We start from the raw sequence: 18,883 nt of genomic DNA, 5'->3' as shown, positions 1-18,883 counted from the left end.
AGTAGGAGTCAAATGGCTGAAGAAAAACCAGCTTTTAAAATCAGTATCCTAGCAAGTGGAAGTTCGGGTAATTCACTTTATATCGAAAGTGAAAAAAAACGGCTTTTGGTCGATGCAGGACTTAGCGGTAAAAAAATCACTTCCTTGATGGCTCAAATTGATCGGACACCGGACCAATTAGATGGAATACTTGTGACGCATGAACATCGAGATCATATACATGGCGTGGGTGTCTTGGCTCGTAAGTATCATTTGGATGTTTTTGCCAATCAGCAGACTTGGGAAGCGATGGAACCACTGATTGGAAATGTACCAGTGGAACAAAAACATCTATTTGAGATGGGGAAAGTCAGAACATTCGGCGATATCGATATTGAGAGTTTCGGCGTCTCCCATGACGCAGCGGCTCCGCAATTTTATCGTTTCCATAAAGAAAATCGGTCATTCGTCATGTTGACGGACACCGGATATTGCAGTGATTATATGCGAGGTGTCATTGAAAATGCCGATGGTTATTTGATGGAAAGTAATCATGATCTTGAGATGTTACGCATGGGACCTTATCCGTGGAATTTAAAACAGCGTATTTTAGGAGATAGAGGACATCTTTCCAACGAAGACGGTGCACTTGTCATGACTGATGTGATCGGTAATCGGACCAAACGAATCTATCTTGGCCATCTTAGCAAGGAAAACAATATGAAAGAACTTGCTCATTTAACAATGGAAAATGTTTTGAAAGAAAAAGATTTTGGCGTTGGACATGATTTTGAAATCTATGATACAGATCCAGATGAAGCAACTGAGCTATTTTCGATTTAAACAGTTCAATCAATAAAAATATAAAAAGCAGAAGATAAAATCAATCAGGGTTGGTTTTATCTTCTATTTTTATTTTTTTAGCATATTAAAAAAATAACCGTATTATCGACTGACTACACTGATGTGTTGCTTTTCATGTTTCTCATCCAGTATCTCATCTACTAATGCAATCGCGTAATCTGCCATGCTGATCGTACTGTCGCCAGCAGCGTTTCTTTGTAAATAATCATCACTTAACAAATAAGTACCTGTACGTTTGCCATGTGGATCAAATAAAGAAGCTGGACTGATATAAGTCCAATGTAGATTTTTAGATTGTTTCAATTTTAACAATCCTTCGTACATATTGAAAGCTGTTGGATAGAAGGGTGCATTTTTAGGTACTTGGTCAATCATACGAGTCGTCTTTTCTGTATCTAAGAATAACGAAGAGGCACCCCCAACGACAATTAAGCGTGTATCGGTTCCTTCAAGCATCTCAATCAAATGGGACAAAGAAGTTTGATGCATTTCTTCTTTTCCTTTGGGAGCGTTGAAAGCATCAACGACAACATCAAAAGATGCAAGATCAGTAGTTGTCAACTCAAATAAATCCTTTTGTATAAACGGAACATCTGATGGCAATTTTTCTGGATGACGCACGATTGCCGTCACGTCTAAATCTCTGGACAATGCTTCGTCTAAAATAAATGAACCTGCATGACCAGTAGCTCCAATGAGTGCAATTTTCATAAAAAACCTCCTTTTTTATTCCTGTCCATTGTAAGCAGTTGCTGAATATTCGTCAAAGAATCCGATTTTTGAAAAGCTCAGTGCGCATTCCTTTCATGGTTCGTGATCATTGGGTATAGTTAAATTAAGAAAACTGATTGATAAAAATAGAAGTTGAAGGAGATAAGAAATGAAAGAGTGGTTAGATCGTGCCTTTTTACCAATGATAACATCTGTTGTGAATCTTAGACCCTTAACTGCTTTGCGTAATGGAATGACTTACACGATCCCAATAATTATTGTTGGCTCGCTGTTTTTCTTATTTGCTCATTTTCCTGTGGATTACATCGCTCAGTGGATAGACAAAGCAGGATTTTCTATGTATTTTACACAAGTATACCAGGCTACATTTGATGTGATAGCCTTTTGGATCGTTTTTGCCATTGCATACGCTTATGCAAAAGAAGAAGATATCGATCGCTTACCAGTCGGCATAACAGCCTTATCTGCTTATCTACTGCTTATTCAGCCACTAAATACTCAGATAGATACTGTCTGGACAGGTGCTGAAGGGATACTAGGAGCAGTTACAACTGGGCTCATCATCGGATGGGGCTATGCACGTTTAGTAAGACTTGCGAAAGGGTGGAAGCAAAGAGAGAAGATACCTGAAAATGTTTGGCAGTCTTTTACTTCATTGATTCCAATCATTGTTATAGTCACTTTTACGCTTATCGGTTCAGCGGTTTTTCAACAGTTGTTCAGAATGACTGTTGTTCAAGGAATATGGACATATGTCCAGCTTCCCATTCAATCGTTCATAGACACGTTGTTTGGTGTGCTTTTATTAGGTTTTTTTGTTCCGTTTTTATGGTTATTTGGTCTTCATGGATCTGCGATGGTCAATGGGTTGGTTAGTCCCATCTTGCAAGCGAATTCATTAGCAAATGCAGAAATCTTAGCCTCAGGACAAGAGTTGACGGTGGCAAATGGCGGACATATCGTTACTCAGCAATTTCTCGATCAGTTCATGACGGTTACGGGTGCTGGGTTGACGTTAGGGGCTGTATTTTTTATGACGGTTTTTGCGAAATCGAAGAAATACAGAGAATTAGGAAATATTGCTCTTTTACCAGCCTTTTTCAACATCAATGAATCGATTATTTTTTCCACACCGATCGTGATGAACCCGATGATGGCTGTTCCTTTTATTTTCGCACCGGTCGTTTCAGGATTGATTACCTATTCCGCTTTATATTTTGGATTCGTTCCTTTATTTACAGCAGTCCAAGTCCCTTGGACAACACCGCCGATCCTCTCGGGTTTTTTAGTAGGCGGAGTGCCTGCAGCGATTTTACAAGGTATCGTGTTGTCAATTAGTTTTTTCATTTATTTCCCATTTTTGAAAAAAATAGATTCTGCAAACTGCAAAAAGGAAAGACAGACAAAAAATGATGGAGCAGCAGAAAAGATGAACGACTAAAAAACAAAAATACTCCTGTCGCTTTAGATTGGGAAAATCACCAATCTAGGATGACAGGAGTATTTATAGTCATGTTTATACTAGCCCTTTTTGGACAGCTAATTGAACAAGAACAACTAATGTGTTCATTCCTACGTGTGTGATCATCGATGTCCAGATCCGACCAGTTGCTTTGTACTCTAGGCTGAAGAAGAAACCTAGGAAAAAGTAGATTAGCAGATGACCATCATTATGAGCAAACGCAAACAGCAAAGAGCTGATCACTGCTCCGACCCAAAAATTTGAATATCGACTGATGATCCCCAGTATACTGCGGCGGAATACGAACTCTTCCATGATGGGTCCAGCAACAGTTGTCGCCAAAATAAAAGCGGGTGCTTCCATGATCATCTGGATGATATTTTGTGTATTCTCGGAAGGGGTTGCTTCGCCAAACAATACAGATTCTAACATGACAGCGATGCTTTGCAGAATCAATGCGACAAAGATTCCAACCAATCCATAAATAACAATCTTTGGAGCAGAAGCTTTTTTTACCGCTGATTCGATCGCTAAGGGTTCACGTTGCTTAAAATAAAAAATAGCTAGGACAACGGCGCCTAGTATATACATGACTGCAGTTGCTGTGATCAATTCAGACGTAGATTTTACAAGTCCTATCGAAGCTAGGATCAAGGGTGAGATAAAAATTAAACCATAGCAAAAAATGCTGAGGAAGCTATATTTTTTTAAAGACATGTAATTCCTCCTTTTAAGGGATAACAAGCATGCAAGGCAAGCTTATATCGATTGATTTCAATTATATCATAATTTCAATAAGCAGCTGTCAGAATAAAATTTCTTTTCTTTGATTTAAAAGCTTGCAAAAAAGAGGGAGAATGAGTATTATTAAAAATGTAGGTTAGCACTCGAATGTTAAGAGTGCTAACAGATTAAAAAAAGAGTTATCGGAGGGATTTATCGTGTTAAAACCATTAGGTGATCGCGTCATTATCGAAGTCGCAAAAGAAGAAGAAAAAACTGTCGGAGGAATCGTTTTAGCTTCTGCTGCTAAAGAGAAACCCCAAACTGGGACAGTTGTTGCAGTCGGTGAAGGCCGTTTGTTAGAAAACGGTGAAAAAGTTCCTGCCGCTGTAAAAGCAGGCGACCAAGTTATGTTCGAAAAATACGCCGGTACAGAAATAAAATACGAAGGAAAAGAATATCTGATCGTCGCAGGAAAAGATATCATGGCGATTGTTGAGTAAATTTTGAAGATAAAAAAATAATCAAAAATAATCAATGAGGTGAATCAATCATGGCAAAAGAATTGAAATTTGCAGAAGACGCACGCGCAGCTATGTTACGCGGGGTAGATAAATTAGCAGATACAGTGAAAGTAACATTAGGACCTAAAGGCCGAAATGTCGTACTAGAAAAATCTTACGGCTCTCCATTGATCACAAATGATGGTGTGACGATCGCAAAAGAAATCGAATTAGAAGATCATTTTGAAAACATGGGTGCAAAACTTGTATCAGAAGTAGCATCAAAAACAAATGATATTGCAGGAGACGGTACAACGACAGCAACTGTTCTGACACAAGCAATCGTTCGCGAAGGTTTAAAAAACGTAACTGCAGGTGCTAATCCTCTAGGCATTCGTCGCGGGATCGAATTGGCAACAAAAGCAGCAGTCGAAGAATTGCATAATATCTCAACTGTTGTTGATTCAAAAGAAGCCATTGCACAAGTAGCAGCTGTTTCTTCGGGTTCTGATAAAGTTGGACATTTGATTGCTGATGCAATGGAAAAAGTTGGAAACGACGGTGTCATCACAATTGAAGAATCAAAAGGGATCGAAACAGAACTAGATGTTGTAGAAGGTATGCAGTTTGATCGTGGTTACTTATCACAATATATGGTAACAGATAACGACAAAATGGAAGCTGTTCTAGAAAACCCATATATCTTGATCACAGACAAAAAAATCTCTAACATCCAAGATATTCTGCCATTGTTAGAACAAATCTTGCAACAATCACGTCCATTGTTAATTATTGCTGACGATGTAGATGGTGAAGCATTGCCAACTCTTGTATTGAACAAAATCCGTGGAACATTCAACGTAGTAGCTGTAAAAGCTCCTGGTTTCGGCGATCGTCGTAAAGCAATGCTTGAAGATATCGCTATTTTGACAGGTGGTACAGTAATTACTGACGATCTAGGTTTAGAATTGAAAGATGCAACAATCGAAAACTTAGGAAATGCTTCTAAAGTTGTTGTAGATAAAGACAATACAACGATCGTAGAAGGTTCTGGAGAAAAAGAAGCAATCGAAGCTCGTGTGCAATTGATCAAAAACCAAATTGCTGAAACAACTTCTGATTTTGACCGCGAAAAATTACAAGAACGCTTAGCTAAATTAGCAGGTGGTGTAGCTGTTGTTAAAGTTGGTGCAGCTACTGAAACAGAATTGAAAGAATTAAAATTACGCATTGAAGATGCATTGAATGCTACACGTGCCGCAGTAGAAGAAGGAATGGTCTCAGGTGGTGGTACAGCTCTAGTGAACGTTATCAGCAAAGTTTCTGCTGTAGAAGCAGAAGGAGATGTGGCAACAGGTATCAAGATCGTTGTTCGTGCTTTAGAAGAACCAATTCGTCAAATCGCTGAAAACGCTGGTTATGAAGGATCAGTGATTGTTGATAAATTGAAGAACGTGGAACTAGGCACTGGTTTCAATGCTGCTACTGGAGAATGGGTAAACATGGTTGAAGCAGGTATCGTAGACCCAACTAAAGTAACACGTTCTGCCTTGCAAAATGCCGCTTCCGTTTCTGCCTTGTTATTAACGACAGAAGCAGTCGTTGCAGATAAACCAGAACCAGCAGCGCCAGCAGCTCCTGCAATGGATCCATCAATGATGGGCGGTATGATGTAGTAATTAAGAAAGAACCCTATTTTAACAGGGTTCTTTCTTCTTTTTTTGTTTTATTTTAAGCAAAAGGGGCAAAGAAGGGGCAAAAATATCAAAGGCTATTTAGTTTATCAATTACTTGTTGTTTGGCTCTTTTTGTTACATGGTTATAAATAGACAGAGTTGTGTTTGCATCAGAATGCCCTACACGCTCCATAATGGCTTTAAGAGGTACGCCTAATTCAGATAATAGTGAAACGTGGCTATGTCTGAATATATGTGAGGATAGACTTTTTTCTAATTCCAACTCTTCCTCTACTTTATGGAGTATAGCGTTAAATGAGTGCAGCGCAAGCGGAGTGCCACTTGTAGATATAAATATATATTGATCGGGATCTGTGGGTCTACCTGCAAGAATATTGTCAGCTATCACACTTTCAATCAATTCTTTTGCACGATTGGGTAATTGCACTTCACGTTGCGAATAAGTATTTTTTGGAGTTGTTTTTATAGCATTATCCATTTTCACAGATGTGTAATCTAAGGTCCCATTAATGGAAATTTTCCCATCCTCATAGTCCTTCATTTGCAAAGCTAGCAATTCCCCATATCTCAAACCAGTTAAATATAGAAACTCAGCTATTATGCCGTGTAGTTTTCTGCGAGGATTGGAGTATAGCTGTTTCAGTATTTGATCAATTTCTTCTTTCTCCAGATATTTTTTATTCATAGAAAGCCTTCTTTTTTCTTCTTCCACTTTTTTAGGATGGATTTTAACTGCTAGCGCAGGGTTTCTTTGAATGTATTTTCTATCGATTGCATAGTTTAGCATAACAGATAGAGTTGTTTTTGTTTGTTTTGTGTAGTTCAGTGAGAGGTCACCAAACGTATACATATCTTCAATTATCTTATTAATGAGTGTCTCATCAATGTTTCTAACGATCGTATCATCGCTTATGTGCTTAGAAACATGTTTCATCATCATTGGAACCTTCAAATAGCTAGTACGTTTAACATGCTGCTTATAATATTCATACCATTCTTTATACAACTCACCAAAAGTGATATCTGATTTATTGTAATCTTCGAGTGCTTCTTTAATTTTTTTATCTAGAATTTTCTGAGCTTTTTTCCACGCTTGTGGTGAATTACTTGTAAGTGTTGTAGATTTTTTCCGTGTTTTTTCTGTATAAGGATCTACATATCTTTCAATAAACTTGAATCGCCCATCTTTGGTTTGTTCAACCCACACTTTTAACATCTCCTATCATTTGCTATAATAGGCATAACAAATAGACCTATATAGGTTTGTTTTCTAAAAGCACGCTCTTACTCTGGACGGTGGGGCGTGTTTTATTATTACTTAATTTCTTTAATGTATTTTTGGTATTGTTTTTTAGAAACTTCAAACTTATTATCACAGGCTTTACACGTCACGCTATAATTTTTTTGTAATAAAGGAACAAAAAAAGATAATAGCATCATTATTCCTCCTAAAGGAATCATTATTAACCATCCAATTATAGGAATCCAAAAGCCGAAACTTAGAAGCATTAGTCCTATAAAAAAAAGCATACAACCATTTGATCTAGGGGACGTTACAGAAACTCTGTTACTGCCACAATTTTTACATGTAATAATATGTTGACCTAAATTTTTTTCCATCCTAACTCTCCATTTCTATGGTAAAATAGATTTGACTTTTTAAATGAAGTCGCTCTCATAAGTCCGTGTTGCAGCACGGGCTTTTTTTACTGTGCATAAGAGTATTTTTTCTTGAAATATGACTGGCAAACATTAAAACATTCTGTTCTTAACTTATTATTGATAGAGTAGAACTTCATGAAATTTTCTAATTTGAACTGAGTTTCATCAGTCAGTTCGTTCTCAATAAAGATATTTAGTAAAATCATAATTGCAATTTTATCAGCTTCAGTTTCGAATTTTGAATGAAAAGTTGTAGAGTTATCGTACAGTACTGAATATTCAAAATGTGAAGCAATGAAATGACCGAGCTCGTGGGCTAAATGAAAAGCTTCAGAACTGTCTTCGTGTAGTTTTTCATTCAAAAATACTATTCTTGGTTTTGGATAATAAAAACCTGGTTCTTCCATTTCCATATAGATCAATTTTAAATTATACTCACTCAGCATTTCTTTCAACTTTAAATACATACAAACCATCACTCCAACTATTCATTTTCTTCTAAAGCTTTAGCAATTGCAATCGCTTTACGCATTGTCTCCTTAGATATTTCTTTTCCGTCAAAAGAGAATACAGTATCGTCTTCTGATAAATCCACATGTTTAGGGGTTTCTCTTTCTTCTCTACCTAGAAGATAGTCTACAGAGACTCCAAAGTAATCAGCTAACCGAGCTAACTCAATAGAATTAGGAGTTTGTCTTTTCCAACTTCCTAAATATCCATTCGAATACCCGAAATTCATTTCGAGCTGTCTAATGGATAATCCTTTTTCTTTTGCTAACTCCTTTATTATTTCGTAAGTATTCATTGATAAATCAACCTTTCTGAATGCTTACAAAAAAAGTTTAGATAAATAATGTAAAAATAGTTGACTTATATACATTATTAATCTATACTATGTTTTGTAAACAAGTTTAACAACTAAAAAGACAACAAAAAATACTATTGATTAATAAATGCCAACCGCCAAGAAAGCTTTTTAAATCAAAGTTTATATGTCTTATTTAACTATGCATTTAGTATAGATTATTAATCTAATAAAGTCAACGCAGTTTTTTAAAAAGTTGTTAAATTTGTTTACGAATATAAAAGAAAGGAGAGAAATAGATGGAAAATAAAAAAACTGAATTAATAACTGTAGAAATAATCGGAATTGATGATGCAACAAAAAAAGCTGAAAGATATATTGAGTTATTAAAAGAAGCCAAAACGTTGGCAGACGAATTGGCTTCAAAGGAATTTGAAATTGAGATTAAGCAGGACTAAACCTTGCCTTTGAAATCAATTTCAGCTCCGCAATATTTACACTTGTTTTTTCCATTAGATATTTTAATTTTTTTACCACAGGAAGGACAAGTATAATCGACGCCCTTTTTTAAAATCTTGTTTGCTTCGGATTTTATGATTTTTTCAAGGTCGCCACTGATTTTAACACTGGTTTTTCTACTCATAGATCCACCTCACTTTCTACAGTGAGTATACCAGAGAAGGAGGTAACAACATGAAAATTAGCATTGAAGCAAAGCCACAAGAAATAGCAGAATTGCTCCAAGCTATCGGAAGTAGCAAGGAGCACACTAAACGCAAACATCCAAAATCGAAAATAGAATATGATCCGCAGACGGGTGAAGGAAAGCTTATTCCTCAAAATAAATAATAACCTTCTTGCTTCGTACCGGTATTGTCTGATTGAATTTACGGTTCGAATAGATAGTTAAAAAATCACTATCACGAGCAACGCATATTACAGTATCATCTTCGAATTCTTGAAGAATCATATCGTGGTTGAAAGTAAATAATGTACGAGTTTTATCTGGCGCCTCAATTTTGAATTCATTTACGAACTCTATGGGCAATTCAGACTGGAAATCCAATTTATAGTCTTTCAAAGTTGCCACCTCCTTATCAATTATTTCAGCCTGTCACACTGATAAGGAAATTATACCAAAGAAAGGAATGAAAAAATGAACACACCACAAATTTTCAATTTCGAACAAAACGAAGTTCGGACGTTTCTAGAAAATGACATTCCGTATTTCGTAGCAAATGATGTCGCTAAAACATTAGGATACAAAAACCCGAGCGATGCTACTAATAAACATTGTAAAAAAGCCGTAAAAACATGGGGTAGCGATTCGCTAGGTCGTCGCCAATCTTTCAAAGTTATTCCAGAATCAGATGTTTACCGCTTGATTATCAAATCGAACTTACCAAGCGCTGAAAAATTTGAGGCTTGGGTAATGGAAGAAGTCCTTCCAACAATCAGAAAAACAGGTAGCTATTCAAATGTACCTCAAAGTTTTGCACAAGCATTGCGTTTAGCAGCAGATTTAGAAGAAAAGAACCAATTACTCGAACAACAAATTGCCGAGTACGAACCAAAGATTAGCTACTTAGATACGATTCTTTCATCGACAGATACGGTAGCGACTTCTCAAATTGCAGCTGATTACGGAATGTCGGCAATTGCTCTAAACAAATTGCTTAACGAGTTAGGTGTTCAACATAAAGTTAGCGGACAATGGATACTTTACCGAAAACATATGAACCAAGGATACACAAAATCGCACACAAGTGAGATTCCGAAAGCCGATGGCGGCACTAAAGTTGTAATGAATACCAAATGGACACAGAAAGGGCGAGTGTTTATTTACAACTTATTAATCGCAGAGGGCTATTACCCTCAAATGGATTTAGAGGAAATTTGTTAGAAAGGAGTTTTAGTATGACTGACATTGCAGAAATCACTCAACGAGATAGAGAAAAAATCAAAGAATATGTCGAAAGTTCGAAGTTCTTAACTTACACCATGCTTGCTGAAAGATTTGGAATTAGTAAAAGCTATTTATCTTTAATTTTAAACGGTAAAAAGACTTCTGCAGAAGCAAACAGAATTATAGATTCGATTATCACTATGTACGAATTGTAGAGGAGGAAAACGAAATGAAAAAACCAACGCTTTCGGAGTTGATAGAAGCTACTGAGAAGGCAGCAAACCCAGACGATTGGTATCGTCAAAGTTTGATCTTGGAGAAGTTCCACGGCATGTCAAAAACTACTTTAGTTGAATACTGCAAGGAAATGGAAACAATTCCTGAATTTTCAGAAGGAATTGTTCGTCCAGGACATTCAACCACATTTATTCATTACCATACTTTTATTTGGTTTTTAAAATGGAAAGACGCAAATAAATATCGTGTAAAAATATTGTCTCCTTCAGATGTTTTGAAGGAAGCAAGTTGATTATTTTCAGAGTAAAAAGTAAACAAAAATATTAGGAGGAAAATTTGATGAAGATTACAGTACCAGATGAATTGATAGCAGATGAGTTGACAGAACAAATAGTAAGAAAGGTTTTAGATGCACTTGATGAACGACTGAAGGTAATGAACAAGTCAGTGGAGCTTCCTCCGTATCCAAACAAATCAGAGGTGAAAAAAATTTTAGGCATTGGTGATGACAAATTAACACATTGGATAAACCTAGGTTTAAAAACACAGCAGTGGAGCAAGTTAGACATCAGAATTGAACGATCGGAGCTCCAAAGATTTTTGAAAGAAAACTTTGAGTTCTAAAGGCAAAGGAGAATGATTTTATGTCCTACACATTGCAACAAGAACATCAAATTCTCGGTTTGATTAAACAACGCAGGAAACAATTACAAGATGACCGTGCAGCGCTTAGAAAAGCCGATGAGCTATCAGATAGACAAGCTGAACTAATTGCTTCTGAACTTGAGGATTTGAGAATGCTAGAAATAAAAAATAGGGAGATTAGATTATGAAGAAGACAGACACACTTTTTATAGGATTCATTTTGGGGTTATTAGTGATTGTAGCGCACCAAAGTATTATCGGGGGAAGCTTGTTCGCAGCATTGATGGTTTTAATCAATCTGCTTGATTCAAAAGAAAGGAGCAACTATGGCACGAGAAGAAGCGCTAAAAATCGGTAAAGTGATTGCTGATAATTGGTGGGCAAATAGCCGTCCTATTATTTTAAGCAAGCAACATATCGAAAAGCAAAAAGCATGGCAACAAATAAAAAAGTGACTCCGCCGGCAAGCATAGAGTCACAAAGAAAATACATCTAAGGAGATTTTAACATATGGAAAATGAACTTTCCACTCTAGATCAATATTTGACTGATCCTAGTTGGGGCAAATCGAATGTCAAGGAAACAAATAATCGAAAAATCAGACGTAATCTTCTGACAGATGAAGAACTAGCATGTGATCAAGACGATTTGGGCAATTTTGTGAGTATTTGGGGACATGTCTACCTTATCCATCTATGGAAGCAGCCAAGAAAACCTGAATACATCTATGTCATCGAAGATGGCTTGATTGATGCACTAGAAGAGTACGACAGAGATAACTTGATTGATATCTCTTATTACGGATCAGGTAAGAAATACATTGCTGAAATGGAGGCAGAATTTGATGAGTGAAATCAAAGGGACAACGAACTTTGAAAAACTTTTTAGTCGTAAGTTAAATAAAATTCTCAAGAAAAAAGGAAATTTTGATTATTTATCTTGGGCTCACGCGTGGGAGATTATGAAAAAGAATGATCCACAGGCAACGGTAACTATTAATGAGTATAAACACTACAGGGTTGTTTCTGGAACTCATCAAGACTTTCTTGTTGAGGAATATAAACCTTTTCTTATGGATGAAACTGGGACCTATGTATCTGTCTCAGTAACGGTTAAAGGACACACGGAAACCGAATTATTTCCTGTTTTAGATTATCGAAACCAACCAGTTGTTAAGCCAAATGCTATGCAAATCAATAACTCATTGAAGCGATGCTTTGTGAAAGCATTGGCTCTACACGGACTGGGATTATATGTATTTCAAGGGGAAGATATTCCAACACCACCTAGAATCGATACAAAGAAATTAAACATGCTAGAGACGATTCTAGAAGCTTTCAATGAGCAGATGGGTAAAGATATGACCAAAACCTTAATCGAATATGTTAATGAGCAGACAGATAAATTAGGGCTCTTAGCTGATAACGTTGAAACTATTGAACAGTTAAGCTATGAGCAATGTGCCTTGATGGAGCGAGCAATAGCAGCTAAGAGAAAAGAATTAGATAAGAAGTGATGTGAGTGTTTAAACCATTAATCGATTCATATTCAGCGGTTCTGAAAAAGTTCAAAGGAAAAGACATAGGTGCAACTATTAATGAAGAAGTGAACATCGAACGTTTGAAGACGATGTACGACGGATATGATGGCGATCGGATTATTGAAGTTCGATTTATTGATCCACGTCGATTTACTGTGCAGCAACGAAACTTCATCTATGCGCTGATAGGCGATATTTTTATCGATACAGGCATGCCAACGGACTTCTGGAAGGAATTCTTCTACTTTCGTTTTGAAGGTGTCACAGGGCGCAAAATAAGCCTGAAAGACGAATCGAATACAACTGTGAGTGATGCCAATATCTTAGCGAATATCATCTTAGATTTCATCTTTGAACATCATATTCCTTTCAAAGAAGGCTATGAGATTTTACCAGCGAATCAAGAATATTACTTCTACAAATGCATCACAAAAAGAGTTTGTTGCATCTGTGGCAAAACAGGAGCTGATATCGATCACTTTGACAAAGCGCTAGGAAGACGAAAGCGCAAAGAAGTTGATCATTCAGAGTACACATTTGCAGCACTCTGCAGGATTCATCACACGGAGAAACACAAGATAGGTGTGATCAATTTCAAAAATAAATATCAAATCAAAGGGATCAAGTTAAACCAGGAAACAATTAAGAAACTTAGAATAGGAGGGTAAAAAATATTGTCTGACAACAAACGCTACTACTATTTAAAACTAAAAGAGAATTTTTTCGATAGTGACGAGATGGTTCTCTTAGAAAGTATGCCAGATGGCTATATTTATTCTAATATTCTTCTCAAACTTTATTTAAGAAGTCTAAAACACGAAGGTAAGTTGATGTTTAATGACAGGATTCCATTTAACTCTACAATGCTCGCAACTATTACAAGACATTCTGTAGGAGTCGTAGAAAAAGCGGTACAAATTTTCCGTGATTTGCAGCTTATTGACGTATTAGATAACGGAGCAATTTATATGTCTGATATACAAAGTTTCATTGGAAAATCCTCAACTGAAGCAGATAGAAAAAGAGAATACAGAAAGAAAATAGAAGAGGCAAAACGGAATTTAATAACTGGAGGACAAGTGTCGGACAAATGTCCAGACAAAACTACACCAGAGTTAGAGATAGAGTTAGAGAAAGATATAGAGTTAGAGAAAGATATAGAGAATGTAACGCCTCCGAAAAAACCGAAGGCTACGCCCAACCGTCATAAGTATGGAGAATATAAAAATGTTCTTTTGTCAGATGAGCAGATGGAGAAACTCAAAATAGAATTCCCTAATGACTATCAAGAACGAATAGAACGGCTATCTGAGTATTGTGAATCATCTGGTAAGACTTATAAAAACTATTTGGCAACTATTCGAAGTTGGGCAAGGAAAGAAAAAAGTGAGCCTAAGAACGCTCCTTCTAGCTATAAGCGCACAGGGAGACGAGAGAAGCTTCCTGAGTGGGCAATCGACCAAGAAGCCTATCAAAAGAAAAAAGCGCTAGAACGAGCTAATAGACAATCAAAAGCACCATTCTAAGAGGTGGAAAATTGAAAATCGATTATCTAGAACTGATCAATGAAATAGCAAGTTACAAAACTGGTGAGGAAATAGAGATTCTGAGAGACGTTTATGAACAACTTGATGAAGCTGGAATCGAACGAATTAAGAATGATCGTTCAAGTTGGAGTAAACTCAGATACTATTTCGCACTTTATATCGATGCAACACAATTAAGAAATTTAGCTTATACAAAATTACTATTTGCTGATTGCGTTAAAGGATTGCAAAAACATCTTAGTGAACTTGAGCAGGTGTAAACAGATGGATCTAAAAACATTTACAGCACAGATCGAACTAATGCATCAAGAAGCTTTAAGACAAAGCGCCTCGTACGAAGACAAGTGGCTCAACACGTTCCATGGTGGACGTGAGAGCGCACTTGATCAAGTACTCAAATTATTGAAAGGGGAACGTCGGGATGGATAAGAAAGCGACAATGAAACGAATTGCTGAATTAACCAAGTCAGAATCTTGGCAGGAAGACAAAGAAATAGTTGCAGAAGTCCAAAAGCTTGGCAAATCAATGTGGGCTGAAAAGCCTAAACGGAAAACGCCGAGAAGAATTGCAATCTGGCATGGTGATCGAATTCTAGTAACAGGTACTGCTGAACAGTTATCTGAAATTACTGGATTAAGCAAAAACATCATCTGGGATAGAGCTAGGAGCTTATGGATTGATTCAAAAGGACGACAATTTAGGTATGTGGAGGAGAAATAATGGACGAACTAATCACAAAAGTAGAGCAGTGGGCAAAAGACAAGGGACTGGATCAAGCTGATCCAAAAGCACAGTTTTTGAAAGTAGCTGAGGAATTCGGGGAAATCGCTTCAGCAATGGCAAGAAGTAATGATGAGCTATTTAAAGATAGCATAGGAGACGTAATCGTCACGCTGATTATCCTTTCCATGCAAAAAGGGACAAACGTACAAGAGTGTTTAGAAATGGCGTACAACGAAATCAAAGGACGCACAGGGAAGATGGTAGATGGTGTATTCGTGAAGTCAAGTGATTTGGAGGACAGCGAATGATAACGAGATTTCGAGCTTGGGATAAACGAAAGAACGTAATGAGAGATGTAGCCGTCTTGCATTTTACTAAAAACGGCAAAACAAACTTTATTGAATATTGGATAAATCCTACCGAATTGAAATCATATCACGTGCGAAACATCGACCTCATGCAATCCACTGGATTGATAGACCGTAACGGCGTGGAGATATTTGAAGGGGATGTAGTAGCAGTCGAAAATCATCCATTTCAAAGAAAAGAAGACAGCAGTGCAGGGATGGAGATCGAAGGAGATTATGTAGTTGGATGGAATCAACACGACTTAACATGGTGTGCCGGAGATTTATTATTAGCTCGGCTAAAACCCTATGTAAGAGTCATCGGAAATATATACGAGAATAGCGAGTTATTGAAGAGGAGCTAGGAAAATGCAATGGAGATTAACCCGACATCCATATGGCGGATGGATGATCGAATATAAAAATAGTATTCTTGGTGGTTGGCAGAAAGTCAATGGAGCTAGGCATTATCAATGGGAACCACCATTACCTGCTGTTTTTAGCACAAAAAAAGAAGCTACTGCAGAAATGGCTAAGCTTATAGCTAAGTATTCTTAGACATAAAATGAAGGAGGAACAGCGATGAATAAACAAAAATTGATTGATAAATGGGAAAGTAGTGAAACAGGAGCGCCAACATTTGAAACGAGAGGAGCTACCGAACGTGTTCCAAATGATGACATGTATACTTTCGGATATGGCGTGGCTCGAAAAGAAATCCTGGAAGATTTAAAACAACTAGACGAACAACAGAAGCTAATTCTGCCGAAATGTGCAGAGCAATGGATAGAAGGGCACTGTGCGCCATCTGATGTAGTCAATTTATTTATAGAAGTCACTTGCGCAACAGATTCCGATGGTTTCATTGACAGTAAGTGGAGGTGGTCTACCGATTTTTACGAATGGTTAGCTAACGATGCTGACACGCTTTATATACTGTGTGATGCGTTGCGATACGGCTACGAGGTTGAGAAAGAGCCGTTGTACAGTGTAATAATTGCTGGCGAGTACCTTGTCAAGGAGATCAGTTGCAGTAATGAAGTTAAACTAGTATCAACAGCTTACCTGCCGCAATACCTTGCACACCACTACCAACTGACCGAAAAACAGATTAAAGAAATTGATGAAAGATTCTGGCCGTTTGCTGTGCCAGTGGAAGAGGTGGTAGAAAGATGAAACTAAAAGACGGATTTTACGCTAGCAGTCACGGTATCGGCGGTTTAATGCTAGATATGCCGACAAAGAATCCTAAAACACGTAAGAAACCAAAAGTCAAAGTCGGTGACATGGTTCGCTGCGAAGCAGAAGGGTTCATCTATCCATTTCGTGGATATGTAGAACACGTCTATAATCACTCAGCGATCATTCGCATTGAAAACACGATGGAATGTGACAAGTGGTTAGCGAAAAGTAAAGAGAATTTAGCAGTGGTGAGATTGGTGGATATTGAACTAATCAATGACAAATAAAAAAGCCGGATCGCTCCGACTGATTCAATAAATCCAACACATTTATTATATCACATAAAGGAGCGGTTTGACTTGATGCAATTGTTACGAGAGGTAGATTTCAAACAGACAAGATGTAATGCGAGAGATGTGCTGAAGAACTTTCGGCGTTTGGAGCGGATGGCAGGTTGCTCTTTGATAGATATTAAGTCTCCGATTATTACGGATATGCCGAAGGCACCGAAGCACGGCAATAAGGCAGAAGACGCGATCATTCAGATGATGGATATAGAAGCGGAGAGAGACGCGATTCTAGCGGCCTTGATGGCTCTTAGTCTGATTAGTCGTCAGATACTCTACTACAGCTTCTGTGACGTAAACAAGCACTCTAATTACGAAATAGGGCAATTGATACGAGGATACGGAGAGAAGAATGTAGAGAAGCTGAAATCCATCGCATTGATCGAATTTGCTGAAGCATACAAAAAAGGCGTGTTAGTTCAGTATCGTTGATTTTGTAGGGTTTTTGTAGGGATAGTGTAGGGTTTTTGAGCGGTTTAACGTGATATTATGATAGTGTCGAAAGATTAGGAAACAGGATCGACAAAATAAAATGTAAGGGAGGAAATCTCCCTCATCGTTTTAATTAAGCTTCGATAGACAGCAGCGGAAATATTAAGAATAAGGATGTGAATTTTAACTCCTTCTAAATTGTTCTTATTATCTATCATCCGTTGCTGTCTATTAATTTATGTATTGGAGGGTATATAAAATGAAATTATCAGTTGAAGGTACTCCAGAAGAAATAAAAGAGTTGCTCCAAGCTATTGGTGGTAGCAAGGAGCAAGATATAAAAATTGATGATATTTATAAAAAAAGTAAAGATTTTTTAATTAACGGTCAAGCTGTTGCTCCTAGTTTTTAAAATCTTCAGAAACAGCGGAAAGAAATTGATTATAAAGCTTTATATATTCAAAATATGCATCAAATTTTGCATCTTTCCCTTCAATTATTTGAGATTTAACAATATCTCTGACAAAAGGTAATGTTGCAATTGCTAAATCATGAGCGCGTTGTTCATTGGTTAACATAGTTTTCACCTTCGTATATTTATTTCAGCGGACCACTCGCTGATAAATAAAATTATACGCTTAGTATTTATTTTCACAATAAGAATTTATCGTAATAACTTTTGAGTAAATAGAACAAAAAACCTGCACTAGTTTCCGCTAGTACAGGCAGTGACTATATCGGTTGATAATCTAGCATATATTAAAAATAATTGCAAGAAAAGAAATTTATAGTGGTCGATACCAAATTATCAAAGCAATGTTATTTTGTTGCTGTTTATTAATTTATGTATTGGAGGGAAAACAAATGGATAAAGAAATCAAAGCAACTGTCAAATTAGATTTGACTGAACTAAAAGAACTGCTCAACAAGGATAGTGACCAAGTCGAACAAATAAAGTATCAAGGTATGGATCGAAAACGGTTGATTGATATTATTGAGCAACAACGTTTAGAATTGATCCAAAAAGAAGCTGTATGTAAAGAGTACAAAAAACATTTAGAACAAGTAATTGAGTATCATTCAGTAGAAAAGTACAGATCAGTGGCGCAAAAAAATAGAGCAACGAGTCCTGATCCTCGTCAAGATGTATCGATTAGTATCAAGACGCCAGTATTTAATTCTGTTAAATCAGAAAAGCTAGAAAGTATCTCAACTGCTTTGGTAGAAAAAGCAGCTGAAATGAACTCCCTAGCAAATGAAGTTAGTCGTCTTATTTAGTCATATCGATAATTTGAGAGTCTTTGGTGATTCCGTTTTTTATAGAATTAATGGTTTGTTCAGCGGAATATTTAGTCAAGTATGTTTCGCTAGTTGCTACTACTTCATTGTTATTGGACTTAATAACGAAGTAATATTGGCCATTAGTTGCTTCTCTTATAACAAAGTACAAATTTTTCACCACCTTTTAATTTATTTCAGCGGACCACTCGCTGATAACTAAAATTATACGCTTAGTATTTATTTTCACAATATTAATTTGTCACTGTGG

36 protein-coding genes are annotated in these 18,883 nt (G+C 36.9%); 27 read left to right on the top strand and 9 right to left on the bottom strand.

The window, feature by feature from the left end; genetic code table 11:
• The first annotated feature begins 12 nt into the window (after positions 1-12).
• On the top strand, positions 13-822 hold the full coding sequence (locus tag RG571_RS08120; RefSeq protein WP_002288854.1) for an MBL fold metallo-hydrolase: 810 nt from the start codon (positions 13-15) through the stop codon (positions 820-822).
• 102 nt (positions 823-924) lie between these two features.
• Here RG571_RS08120 and RG571_RS08115 read toward each other — a convergent pair whose 3' ends face one another.
• On the bottom strand, positions 925-1,554 hold the full coding sequence (locus tag RG571_RS08115) for an NAD(P)-dependent oxidoreductase (protein WP_002288856.1): 630 nt from the start codon (positions 1,552-1,554) through the stop codon (positions 925-927).
• 169 nt (positions 1,555-1,723) lie between these two features.
• Here RG571_RS08115 and RG571_RS08110 point away from each other — a divergent pair, with 169 nt between their 5' ends.
• Positions 1,724-3,016 (top strand): PTS sugar transporter subunit IIC, encoded by a 1,293-nt coding sequence (locus RG571_RS08110; RefSeq protein ID WP_002318506.1) that lies wholly within the window; start codon positions 1,724-1,726, stop codon positions 3,014-3,016.
• A 75-nt stretch (positions 3,017-3,091) separates the two neighbouring features.
• On the opposite strand, the gene RG571_RS08105 is transcribed toward RG571_RS08110, so the two are convergent.
• The gene (locus RG571_RS08105) at positions 3,092-3,754 is read right to left on the bottom strand and encodes a CPBP family intramembrane glutamic endopeptidase (protein WP_002299792.1); all 663 of its coding nucleotides are present in this window, start codon (positions 3,752-3,754) and stop codon (positions 3,092-3,094) included.
• Between the two features lie 224 nt (positions 3,755-3,978).
• Between RG571_RS08105 and groES the strand changes: the two genes are divergently transcribed.
• Together groES and groL are read left to right on the top strand one after the other, a co-directional pair.
• Positions 3,979-4,263, top strand: coding sequence for a co-chaperone GroES (gene groES / locus RG571_RS08100; protein ID WP_002318508.1), 285 nt, complete (start codon positions 3,979-3,981; stop codon positions 4,261-4,263).
• Between the two features lie 50 nt (positions 4,264-4,313).
• Complete coding sequence (gene groL / locus RG571_RS08095; RefSeq protein ID WP_002290607.1) at positions 4,314-5,939, top strand: chaperonin GroEL; 1,626 nt, start codon at positions 4,314-4,316, stop codon at positions 5,937-5,939.
• Between the two features lie 88 nt (positions 5,940-6,027).
• Here groL and RG571_RS08090 read toward each other — a convergent pair whose 3' ends face one another.
• The 4 genes from RG571_RS08090 to RG571_RS08075 all read right to left on the bottom strand — a co-directional run bounded on the left by RG571_RS08090 (position 6,028) and on the right by RG571_RS08075 (position 8,427).
• On the bottom strand, positions 6,028-7,167 hold the full coding sequence (locus RG571_RS08090; RefSeq protein WP_002290609.1) for a site-specific integrase: 1,140 nt from the start codon (positions 7,165-7,167) through the stop codon (positions 6,028-6,030).
• Between the two features lie 107 nt (positions 7,168-7,274).
• Positions 7,275-7,580 carry a hypothetical protein gene (locus RG571_RS08085; RefSeq protein ID WP_002311408.1) on the bottom strand — a complete coding sequence of 102 codons (306 nt, stop codon included), beginning with the start codon at positions 7,578-7,580 and terminating at the stop codon, positions 7,275-7,277.
• 86 nt (positions 7,581-7,666) lie between these two features.
• A complete protein-coding gene (locus RG571_RS08080) occupies positions 7,667-8,089 on the bottom strand; it encodes an ImmA/IrrE family metallo-endopeptidase (protein ID WP_002290613.1) in 423 nt (140 codons plus the stop codon).
• Positions 8,090-8,106: 17 nt separating this feature from the next.
• A complete protein-coding gene (locus RG571_RS08075) occupies positions 8,107-8,427 on the bottom strand; it encodes a helix-turn-helix domain-containing protein (RefSeq protein ID WP_008266657.1) in 321 nt (106 codons plus the stop codon).
• A gap of 299 nt (positions 8,428-8,726) precedes the next feature.
• On the opposite strand from RG571_RS08075, the gene RG571_RS08070 reads away from it, so the two are divergent.
• A complete protein-coding gene (locus RG571_RS08070; protein WP_002315390.1) occupies positions 8,727-8,885 on the top strand; it encodes a hypothetical protein in 159 nt (52 codons plus the stop codon).
• Here the strand turns inward: RG571_RS08070 and RG571_RS08065 are convergent.
• Entirely contained in the window at positions 8,882-9,070 is a 189-nt protein-coding gene (locus RG571_RS08065) for a zinc ribbon domain-containing protein (RefSeq protein ID WP_002315389.1), read from the bottom strand. The two genes, RG571_RS08070 and RG571_RS08065, sit on opposite strands and share 4 nt — an antisense overlap.
• Positions 9,071-9,120: 50 nt before the next feature.
• Between RG571_RS08065 and RG571_RS08060 the strand changes: the two genes are divergently transcribed.
• The 21 genes from RG571_RS08060 to RG571_RS07960 all read left to right on the top strand — a co-directional run bounded on the left by RG571_RS08060 (position 9,121) and on the right by RG571_RS07960 (position 17,746).
• Positions 9,121-9,276: a hypothetical protein gene (locus RG571_RS08060; protein WP_179195031.1), complete on the top strand. Its 156-nt coding sequence runs from the start codon at positions 9,121-9,123 to the stop codon at positions 9,274-9,276.
• Positions 9,277-9,583: 307 nt separating this feature from the next.
• Positions 9,584-10,330 carry a phage antirepressor KilAC domain-containing protein gene (locus RG571_RS08055; RefSeq protein WP_002346878.1) on the top strand — a complete coding sequence of 249 codons (747 nt, stop codon included), beginning with the start codon at positions 9,584-9,586 and terminating at the stop codon, positions 10,328-10,330.
• Between the two features lie 14 nt (positions 10,331-10,344).
• Positions 10,345-10,548: a helix-turn-helix domain-containing protein gene (locus tag RG571_RS08050; protein ID WP_002296611.1), complete on the top strand. Its 204-nt coding sequence runs from the start codon at positions 10,345-10,347 to the stop codon at positions 10,546-10,548.
• 14 nt (positions 10,549-10,562) lie between these two features.
• Positions 10,563-10,862 (top strand): hypothetical protein, encoded by a 300-nt coding sequence (locus RG571_RS08045; RefSeq protein WP_002311418.1) that lies wholly within the window; start codon positions 10,563-10,565, stop codon positions 10,860-10,862.
• Positions 10,863-10,909: 47 nt separating this feature from the next.
• Positions 10,910-11,194 carry a hypothetical protein gene (locus RG571_RS08040; RefSeq protein WP_002323127.1) on the top strand — a complete coding sequence of 95 codons (285 nt, stop codon included), beginning with the start codon at positions 10,910-10,912 and terminating at the stop codon, positions 11,192-11,194.
• Between the two features lie 20 nt (positions 11,195-11,214).
• Positions 11,215-11,403, top strand: coding sequence for a hypothetical protein (locus RG571_RS08035; RefSeq protein ID WP_002311421.1), 189 nt, complete (start codon positions 11,215-11,217; stop codon positions 11,401-11,403).
• Positions 11,400-11,573 (top strand): hypothetical protein, encoded by a 174-nt coding sequence (locus tag RG571_RS08030; RefSeq protein WP_002301528.1) that lies wholly within the window; start codon positions 11,400-11,402, stop codon positions 11,571-11,573. The genes RG571_RS08035 and RG571_RS08030 overlap by 4 nt, the downstream gene beginning before the upstream one ends.
• Positions 11,542-11,670, top strand: coding sequence for a hypothetical protein (locus RG571_RS08025; RefSeq protein WP_002301527.1), 129 nt, complete (start codon positions 11,542-11,544; stop codon positions 11,668-11,670). The genes RG571_RS08030 and RG571_RS08025 overlap by 32 nt, the downstream gene beginning before the upstream one ends.
• A gap of 55 nt (positions 11,671-11,725) precedes the next feature.
• Complete coding sequence (locus tag RG571_RS08020) at positions 11,726-12,067, top strand: hypothetical protein (protein WP_192191821.1); 342 nt, start codon at positions 11,726-11,728, stop codon at positions 12,065-12,067.
• Positions 12,060-12,731: a DUF1071 domain-containing protein gene (locus RG571_RS08015; RefSeq protein WP_002286557.1), complete on the top strand. Its 672-nt coding sequence runs from the start codon at positions 12,060-12,062 to the stop codon at positions 12,729-12,731. The genes RG571_RS08020 and RG571_RS08015 overlap by 8 nt, the downstream gene beginning before the upstream one ends.
• 5 nt (positions 12,732-12,736) lie before the next feature.
• Positions 12,737-13,423 (top strand): putative HNHc nuclease, encoded by a 687-nt coding sequence (locus RG571_RS08010; protein ID WP_223609919.1) that lies wholly within the window; start codon positions 12,737-12,739, stop codon positions 13,421-13,423.
• A 6-nt stretch (positions 13,424-13,429) separates the two neighbouring features.
• The gene (locus tag RG571_RS08005) at positions 13,430-14,281 is read left to right on the top strand and encodes a phage replisome organizer N-terminal domain-containing protein (protein WP_308947610.1); all 852 of its coding nucleotides are present in this window, start codon (positions 13,430-13,432) and stop codon (positions 14,279-14,281) included.
• 11 nt (positions 14,282-14,292) lie between these two features.
• Positions 14,293-14,562, top strand: coding sequence for a hypothetical protein (locus RG571_RS08000; RefSeq protein ID WP_002311431.1), 270 nt, complete (start codon positions 14,293-14,295; stop codon positions 14,560-14,562).
• Between the two features lie 161 nt (positions 14,563-14,723).
• Positions 14,724-15,023, top strand: a complete 300-nt coding sequence (locus RG571_RS07995) for a hypothetical protein (RefSeq protein ID WP_002330134.1) — start codon at positions 14,724-14,726, stop codon at positions 15,021-15,023.
• A complete protein-coding gene (locus RG571_RS07990; RefSeq protein ID WP_104832996.1) occupies positions 15,023-15,334 on the top strand; it encodes a MazG-like family protein in 312 nt (103 codons plus the stop codon). Before RG571_RS07995 ends, RG571_RS07990 begins: the two co-directional genes overlap by 1 nt.
• Positions 15,331-15,738, top strand: coding sequence for a YopX family protein (locus RG571_RS07985; RefSeq protein ID WP_104832995.1), 408 nt, complete (start codon positions 15,331-15,333; stop codon positions 15,736-15,738). Before RG571_RS07990 ends, RG571_RS07985 begins: the two co-directional genes overlap by 4 nt.
• A gap of 4 nt (positions 15,739-15,742) precedes the next feature.
• The gene (locus RG571_RS07980) at positions 15,743-15,931 is read left to right on the top strand and encodes a hypothetical protein (protein WP_002329406.1); all 189 of its coding nucleotides are present in this window, start codon (positions 15,743-15,745) and stop codon (positions 15,929-15,931) included.
• 24 nt (positions 15,932-15,955) lie between these two features.
• Positions 15,956-16,549 carry a DUF1642 domain-containing protein gene (locus RG571_RS07975; protein ID WP_104832994.1) on the top strand — a complete coding sequence of 198 codons (594 nt, stop codon included), beginning with the start codon at positions 15,956-15,958 and terminating at the stop codon, positions 16,547-16,549.
• Entirely contained in the window at positions 16,546-16,842 is a 297-nt protein-coding gene (locus RG571_RS07970; protein ID WP_126307885.1) for a hypothetical protein, read from the top strand. Before RG571_RS07975 ends, RG571_RS07970 begins: the two co-directional genes overlap by 4 nt.
• 75 nt (positions 16,843-16,917) lie before the next feature.
• Entirely contained in the window at positions 16,918-17,334 is a 417-nt protein-coding gene (locus RG571_RS07965) for an ArpU family phage packaging/lysis transcriptional regulator (RefSeq protein ID WP_308947614.1), read from the top strand.
• A gap of 259 nt (positions 17,335-17,593) precedes the next feature.
• A complete protein-coding gene (locus RG571_RS07960; protein WP_195744800.1) occupies positions 17,594-17,746 on the top strand; it encodes a hypothetical protein in 153 nt (50 codons plus the stop codon).
• Here RG571_RS07960 and RG571_RS07955 read toward each other — a convergent pair.
• Positions 17,736-17,912: a hypothetical protein gene (locus tag RG571_RS07955; RefSeq protein WP_002318887.1), complete on the bottom strand. Its 177-nt coding sequence runs from the start codon at positions 17,910-17,912 to the stop codon at positions 17,736-17,738. The genes RG571_RS07960 and RG571_RS07955 overlap by 11 nt on opposite strands.
• Positions 17,913-18,300: 388 nt before the next feature.
• On the opposite strand from RG571_RS07955, the gene RG571_RS07950 reads away from it, so the two are divergent.
• Positions 18,301-18,612: a hypothetical protein gene (locus RG571_RS07950; protein ID WP_374990303.1), complete on the top strand. Its 312-nt coding sequence runs from the start codon at positions 18,301-18,303 to the stop codon at positions 18,610-18,612.
• Here RG571_RS07950 and RG571_RS07945 read toward each other — a convergent pair.
• Positions 18,605-18,796, bottom strand: coding sequence for a YegP family protein (locus RG571_RS07945; protein ID WP_195193691.1), 192 nt, complete (start codon positions 18,794-18,796; stop codon positions 18,605-18,607). The genes RG571_RS07950 and RG571_RS07945 overlap by 8 nt on opposite strands.
• Between the last annotated feature and the right edge of the window lie 87 nt (positions 18,797-18,883).

The organism is Enterococcus sp. FR204, from assembly GCF_031143325.1.
GTDB classification, from domain to species: Bacteria; Bacillota; Bacilli; order Lactobacillales; family Enterococcaceae; genus Enterococcus_B; species Enterococcus_B faecium.
Note: the sequence above shows the minus strand (reverse complement) of the source record. Positions and strands in the feature narration are given on the sequence as shown.

Coding starts and splice junctions, on each gene's coding strand:
- RG571_RS07975 (WP_104832994.1), top strand. CDS start 15,956: ATGAATAAACAAAAATTGATTGATAAATGGGAAAGTAGTGAAACAGGA.
- RG571_RS07960 (WP_195744800.1), top strand. CDS start 17,594: ATGAAATTATCAGTTGAAGGTACTCCAGAAGAAATAAAAGAGTTGCTC.
- RG571_RS07955 (WP_002318887.1), bottom strand. CDS start 17,912: ATGTTAACCAATGAACAACGCGCTCATGATTTAGCAATTGCAACATTA.
- RG571_RS08030 (WP_002301528.1), top strand. CDS start 11,400: ATGAAGAAGACAGACACACTTTTTATAGGATTCATTTTGGGGTTATTA.
- RG571_RS08085 (WP_002311408.1), bottom strand. CDS start 7,580: ATGGAAAAAAATTTAGGTCAACATATTATTACATGTAAAAATTGTGGC.
- RG571_RS08055 (WP_002346878.1), top strand. CDS start 9,584: ATGAACACACCACAAATTTTCAATTTCGAACAAAACGAAGTTCGGACG.
- RG571_RS08050 (WP_002296611.1), top strand. CDS start 10,345: ATGACTGACATTGCAGAAATCACTCAACGAGATAGAGAAAAAATCAAA.
- RG571_RS08120 (WP_002288854.1), top strand. CDS start 13: ATGGCTGAAGAAAAACCAGCTTTTAAAATCAGTATCCTAGCAAGTGGA.
- RG571_RS08065 (WP_002315389.1), bottom strand. CDS start 9,070: ATGAGTAGAAAAACCAGTGTTAAAATCAGTGGCGACCTTGAAAAAATC.
- groL (WP_002290607.1), top strand. CDS start 4,314: ATGGCAAAAGAATTGAAATTTGCAGAAGACGCACGCGCAGCTATGTTA.
- RG571_RS07990 (WP_104832996.1), top strand. CDS start 15,023: ATGGACGAACTAATCACAAAAGTAGAGCAGTGGGCAAAAGACAAGGGA.
- RG571_RS08060 (WP_179195031.1), top strand. CDS start 9,121: ATGAAAATTAGCATTGAAGCAAAGCCACAAGAAATAGCAGAATTGCTC.
- RG571_RS08045 (WP_002311418.1), top strand. CDS start 10,563: ATGAAAAAACCAACGCTTTCGGAGTTGATAGAAGCTACTGAGAAGGCA.
- RG571_RS08070 (WP_002315390.1), top strand. CDS start 8,727: ATGGAAAATAAAAAAACTGAATTAATAACTGTAGAAATAATCGGAATT.
- RG571_RS07970 (WP_126307885.1), top strand. CDS start 16,546: ATGAAACTAAAAGACGGATTTTACGCTAGCAGTCACGGTATCGGCGGT.
- RG571_RS08035 (WP_002311421.1), top strand. CDS start 11,215: ATGTCCTACACATTGCAACAAGAACATCAAATTCTCGGTTTGATTAAA.
- RG571_RS08110 (WP_002318506.1), top strand. CDS start 1,724: ATGAAAGAGTGGTTAGATCGTGCCTTTTTACCAATGATAACATCTGTT.
- RG571_RS07995 (WP_002330134.1), top strand. CDS start 14,724: ATGGATAAGAAAGCGACAATGAAACGAATTGCTGAATTAACCAAGTCA.
- RG571_RS08020 (WP_192191821.1), top strand. CDS start 11,726: ATGGAAAATGAACTTTCCACTCTAGATCAATATTTGACTGATCCTAGT.
- RG571_RS07985 (WP_104832995.1), top strand. CDS start 15,331: ATGATAACGAGATTTCGAGCTTGGGATAAACGAAAGAACGTAATGAGA.
- RG571_RS08115 (WP_002288856.1), bottom strand. CDS start 1,554: ATGAAAATTGCACTCATTGGAGCTACTGGTCATGCAGGTTCATTTATT.
- RG571_RS07980 (WP_002329406.1), top strand. CDS start 15,743: ATGCAATGGAGATTAACCCGACATCCATATGGCGGATGGATGATCGAA.
- RG571_RS08080 (WP_002290613.1), bottom strand. CDS start 8,089: ATGTATTTAAAGTTGAAAGAAATGCTGAGTGAGTATAATTTAAAATTG.
- RG571_RS07950 (WP_374990303.1), top strand. CDS start 18,301: ATGGATCGAAAACGGTTGATTGATATTATTGAGCAACAACGTTTAGAA.
- RG571_RS08075 (WP_008266657.1), bottom strand. CDS start 8,427: ATGAATACTTACGAAATAATAAAGGAGTTAGCAAAAGAAAAAGGATTA.
- RG571_RS08015 (WP_002286557.1), top strand. CDS start 12,060: ATGAGTGAAATCAAAGGGACAACGAACTTTGAAAAACTTTTTAGTCGT.
- RG571_RS08040 (WP_002323127.1), top strand. CDS start 10,910: ATGAAGATTACAGTACCAGATGAATTGATAGCAGATGAGTTGACAGAA.
- RG571_RS08025 (WP_002301527.1), top strand. CDS start 11,542: ATGGCACGAGAAGAAGCGCTAAAAATCGGTAAAGTGATTGCTGATAAT.
- RG571_RS07965 (WP_308947614.1), top strand. CDS start 16,918: ATGCAATTGTTACGAGAGGTAGATTTCAAACAGACAAGATGTAATGCG.
- RG571_RS08105 (WP_002299792.1), bottom strand. CDS start 3,754: ATGTCTTTAAAAAAATATAGCTTCCTCAGCATTTTTTGCTATGGTTTA.